The organism is Flavobacterium sp. LM5 (assembly GCF_002017945.1).
GTDB lineage: Bacteria > Bacteroidota > Bacteroidia > Flavobacteriales > Flavobacteriaceae > Flavobacterium > Flavobacterium succinicans.
In genome coordinates this window covers 1-4,223 of sequence record NZ_MUFX01000061.1, presented here as the reverse complement: position 1 = coordinate 4,223, position 4,223 = coordinate 1, and the positions used below count along the sequence as shown (strand labels likewise).

Annotated in this window: 5 protein-coding genes and 1 pseudogene; 3 read left to right on the top strand and 3 right to left on the bottom strand. The window is 32.7% G+C overall.

Going from position 1 to position 4,223, the window contains the following annotated elements; translation table 11 throughout:
- The first annotated feature begins 112 nt into the window (after nt 1–112).
- Together BXU11_RS17565 and BXU11_RS17560 are read left to right on the top strand one after the other, a co-directional pair.
- Nucleotides 113–949 (top strand): AraC family transcriptional regulator, encoded by an 837-nt coding sequence (locus BXU11_RS17565; RefSeq protein ID WP_078212719.1) that lies wholly within the window; start codon nt 113–115, stop codon nt 947–949.
- An 88-nt stretch (nt 950–1,037) separates the two neighbouring features.
- Nucleotides 1,038–1,593: pseudogene (locus BXU11_RS17560) on the top strand (YbhB/YbcL family Raf kinase inhibitor-like protein).
- 158 nt (nt 1,594–1,751) lie between these two features.
- On the opposite strand, the gene BXU11_RS17970 reads toward BXU11_RS17560, so the two are convergent.
- Nucleotides 1,752–1,928, bottom strand: coding sequence for a hypothetical protein (locus BXU11_RS17970; RefSeq protein WP_189318571.1), 177 nt, complete (start codon nt 1,926–1,928; stop codon nt 1,752–1,754).
- Between the two features lie 217 nt (nt 1,929–2,145).
- Here BXU11_RS17970 and BXU11_RS17555 point away from each other — a divergent pair, with 217 nt between their 5' ends.
- Nucleotides 2,146–2,475, top strand: a complete 330-nt coding sequence (locus tag BXU11_RS17555) for a hypothetical protein (RefSeq protein ID WP_139363556.1) — start codon at nt 2,146–2,148, stop codon at nt 2,473–2,475.
- Between the two features lie 158 nt (nt 2,476–2,633).
- Here the strand turns inward: BXU11_RS17555 and BXU11_RS17550 are convergent, their stop codons facing one another.
- Both BXU11_RS17550 and BXU11_RS17545 read right to left on the bottom strand, forming a co-directional pair.
- On the bottom strand, nt 2,634–3,188 hold the full coding sequence (locus BXU11_RS17550) for a YbhB/YbcL family Raf kinase inhibitor-like protein (protein WP_024981892.1): 555 nt from the start codon (nt 3,186–3,188) through the stop codon (nt 2,634–2,636).
- 88 nt (nt 3,189–3,276) lie between these two features.
- Complete coding sequence (locus BXU11_RS17545; RefSeq protein WP_078212719.1) at nt 3,277–4,113, bottom strand: AraC family transcriptional regulator; 837 nt, start codon at nt 4,111–4,113, stop codon at nt 3,277–3,279.
- Nucleotides 4,114–4,223 lie beyond the last annotated feature (110 nt).

Sequence of the window (4,223 nt, the reverse complement as noted above, 5' to 3'; positions counted from 1 at the left end):
CACAGTAAGTGTAAAAAAATACTTGAATCTAATTTGGTTTTTTTTCAAAAGAAATACGGCCATGGTGTAGTTGTGGGTACAGCTTCACTAAAGTTGAAAAACAAAGAAAGGAATGGACACAATTACGCTTCCCGATGATTTAAGTTTAGAGGATTTACAACCCGTTGGTGTTTTTGACTACTGTAGTTCAAAAGTAATTTCTAGGCAACAAATTATTCTAAATCAAAACACATTTAGTTTTTTAATAGAGGGAACCAAAGAAGTTGTTTTTGATAATTCTTCGTTATCAATTGACAATTCAAAATTTCTGATAATGAAATCGGGACATTGTTTAATGACTGAAAAGCTTTCAGAAAGTAGTAATTACAGAAGTGTTCTTATGTTTTTTACAACGGAAGCCTTATCAAAATTTGTACTTAAATATGAATTAGATAAAAACGAACCTACTAAATACAAATCTGTTTTTTCATTTGAAAACGATCGATTTGTTCAAGGTTATGTGAGTAGTTTACTAGTTATTTCTAAACTTCCAAAGAACATACAATTGAAATTACTTAAAGTAAAGTTTGAAGAGATAATGCTTTATTTGATTGGGATTTATGGTACAGAATTTTTGTATTCATTGTTAGAAAAAAGTAGTGACATAACCCAAAAGTTCATTAAAACTATTGAAGCGAATTGTTTTAAAAAGATGGCAATAAAAGAATTAGCCTTTTTATGTAGCATGAGTGTGTCTACTTTCAAACGAGAATTTGAAAAACAGTATGCAGAATCGCCTATAAAATGGTTTTTGAACAAAAGGTTGGAGTATGCACAACATTTACTCAAAGAAGAACAAAAAAAATCGTCAGAAATATATTTAGAAGTAGGATATGAGAGTTTATCAAGTTTTATTCAGGCTTATAAATTGAAATTCGGAATTACGCCTAAACAACAGTATAAAAATTGAACTTTTGTCAACAGTTTTCGAACGTTAATCTTTAATTTAATCGGTAGTGTTGCTCTTAACTTTGCATTATATTATAAGATTTACAAAAATGAAAAAAACAAATTTAATTTTAGTACTGTTCTTGCTTTTAGGAACCTCTGTTTTTGGACAAAAAACATTTTCTCTATCCAGTAAAAATTTGGGAGGATCAACCACTAAAACACAAGAATTTAATGGATTTGGCTGTTCGGGAGACAACGAATCACCACAGTTGTTTTGGGAAAATGCACCTGAAGGAACAAAGAGTTTTGCTGTTACAATGTATGATCCTGATGCTCCAACTGGAAGTGGTTTTTGGCATTGGGTTGTATTTGATATTCCTGAAAACATAAACGAATTGGTGACTAACGCAGGTAATGTTAAGCTTAATTTGGCTCCAAAAGGGGCTATACAAAGCAAAACGGACTACGGAATTAATGGCTTTGGTGGTCCTTGCCCACCTATCGGACACGGTTTTCATCAGTACATTATAACAGTTTATGCCTTAAAAACGGACAAATTGGGGGCTTGATGCAAATATTAATCCTGCTGTTGTTGGCTTTTATCTTTGGAACAACACTCTTGCAAAAGCGAGTATTGTAGCATATTACAAGCGAGACAATTAGTACTGGAAAAGTAGTGTACACAAAAGGGTTGTAAGAGAAGCAGATTTTGTTATCGTTTGCTTTGTATTTTGGGAGTTCTTTTCTAGCTTCTTATCGCTGTAAAATGCTCTTTGAGTTATAACTAATTGTATTGAATTTTTTGAATGGGATTGTTGTACTTAAAACGACGATCCAATTTTGTGAATGTATTCTTTAATACAAGTAAAATTTGGGTGCATTTCGTTTTTTATTTTTTCGTTACAGTACAACGTTTTGGTATGAGAAGCAATAGCGGTCACTTTGGTAAAAGTTCTTTTTTTAAGGTGCAAAAGGCTAATAAAGCATCCATTTTCCATGCTATAGAAGTTAAAAAAGGACTGGCGTATAACGTCGGTCTTTTTGTTTTTAGAGCATCGGCAATTTCAAACAAGATCGTTTTGAAGCCCAGGTTTTGCTGCAATCAAGGTGAAGCGCACTTTCTCAGCTGTACAAACAGTCGCTTCTTCATACTTTGGGTACCACGGGCTTACTAGTTGCAGTGCACTGCATACATAACCCTGATGTAACCGCTTAATGAAGAAGCGACTGTTGTACAGTGAAATAAAGCTGCACCTTGACCTTGGTCAGCAAAACCTTGGGCTTAAAACGATCTTGTTTGAAATTGCCGATGCTCTAAAAACAAAAAGACCGACGTTATACGCCAGTCCTTTTTTAACTTCTATAGCATGGAAAATGGATGCTTTATTAGCCTTTTTGCACCTTAAAAAAAGAACTTTTACCAAAGTGACCGCTATTGCTTCTCATACCAAAACGTTGTACTGTAACGAAAAAATAAAAAACGAAATGCACCCAAATTTTACTTGTATTAAAGAATACATTCACAAAATTGGATCGTCGTTTTAAGTACAACAATCCCATTCAAAAAATTCAATACAATTAGTTATAACTCAAAGAGCATTTTACAGCGATAAGAAGCTAGAAAAGAACTCCCAAAATACAAAGCAAACGATAACAAAATCTGCTTCTCTTACAACCCTTTTGTGTACACTACTTTTCCAGTACTAATTGTCTCGCTTGTAATATGCTACAATACTCGCTTTTGCAAGAGTGTTGTTCCAAAGATAAAAGCCAACAACAGCAGGATTAATATTTGCATCAAGCCCCAATTTGTCCGTTTTTAAGGCATAAACTGTTATAATGTACTGATGAAAACCGTGTCCGATAGGTGGGCAAGGACCACCAAAGCCATTAATTCCGTAGTCCGTTTTGCTTTGTATAGCCCCTTTTGGAGCCAAATTAAGCTTAACATTACCTGCGTTAGTCACCAATTCGTTTATGTTTTCAGGAATATCAAATACAACCCAATGCCAAAAACCACTTCCAGTTGGAGCATCAGGATCATACATTGTAACAGCAAAACTCTTTGTTCCTTCAGGTGCATTTTCCCAAAACAACTGTGGTGATTCGTTGTCTCCCGAACAGCCAAATCCATTAAATTCTTGTGTTTTAGTGGTTGATCCTCCCAAATTTTTACTGGATAGAGAAAATGTTTTTTGTCCAAAAACAGAGGTTCCTAAAAGCAAGAACAGTACTAAAATTAAATTTGTTTTTTTCATTTTTGTAAATCTTATAATATAATGCAAAGTTAAGAGCAACACTACCGATTAAATTAAAGATTAACGTTCGAAAACTGTTGACAAAAGTTCAATTTTTATACTGTTGTTTAGGCGTAATTCCGAATTTCAATTTATAAGCCTGAATAAAACTTGATAAACTCTCATATCCTACTTCTAAATATATTTCTGACGATTTTTTTTGTTCTTCTTTGAGTAAATGTTGTGCATACTCCAACCTTTTGTTCAAAAACCATTTTATAGGCGATTCTGCATACTGTTTTTCAAATTCTCGTTTGAAAGTAGACACACTCATGCTACATAAAAAGGCTAATTCTTTTATTGCCATCTTTTTAAAACAATTCGCTTCAATAGTTTTAATGAACTTTTGGGTTATGTCACTACTTTTTTCTAACAATGAATACAAAAATTCTGTACCATAAATCCCAATCAAATAAAGCATTATCTCTTCAAACTTTACTTTAAGTAATTTCAATTGTATGTTCTTTGGAAGTTTAGAAATAACTAGTAAACTACTCACATAACCTTGAACAAATCGATCGTTTTCAAATGAAAAAACAGATTTGTATTTAGTAGGTTCGTTTTTATCTAATTCATATTTAAGTACAAATTTTGATAAGGCTTCCGTTGTAAAAAACATAAGAACACTTCTGTAATTACTACTTTCTGAAAGCTTTTCAGTCATTAAACAATGTCCCGATTTCATTATCAGAAATTTTGAATTGTCAATTGATAACGAAGAATTATCAAAAACAACTTCTTTGGTTCCCTCTATTAAAAAACTAAATGTGTTTTGATTTAGAATAATTTGTTGCCTAGAAATTACTTTTGAACTACAGTAGTCAAAAACACCAACGGGTTGTAAATCCTCTAAACTTAAATCATCGGGAAGCGTAATTGTGTCCATTCCTTTCTTTGTTTTCAACTTTAGTGAAGCTGTACCCACAACTACACCATGGCCGTATTTCTTTTGAAAAAAAACCAAATTAGATTCAAGTATTTTTTTACACTTACTGT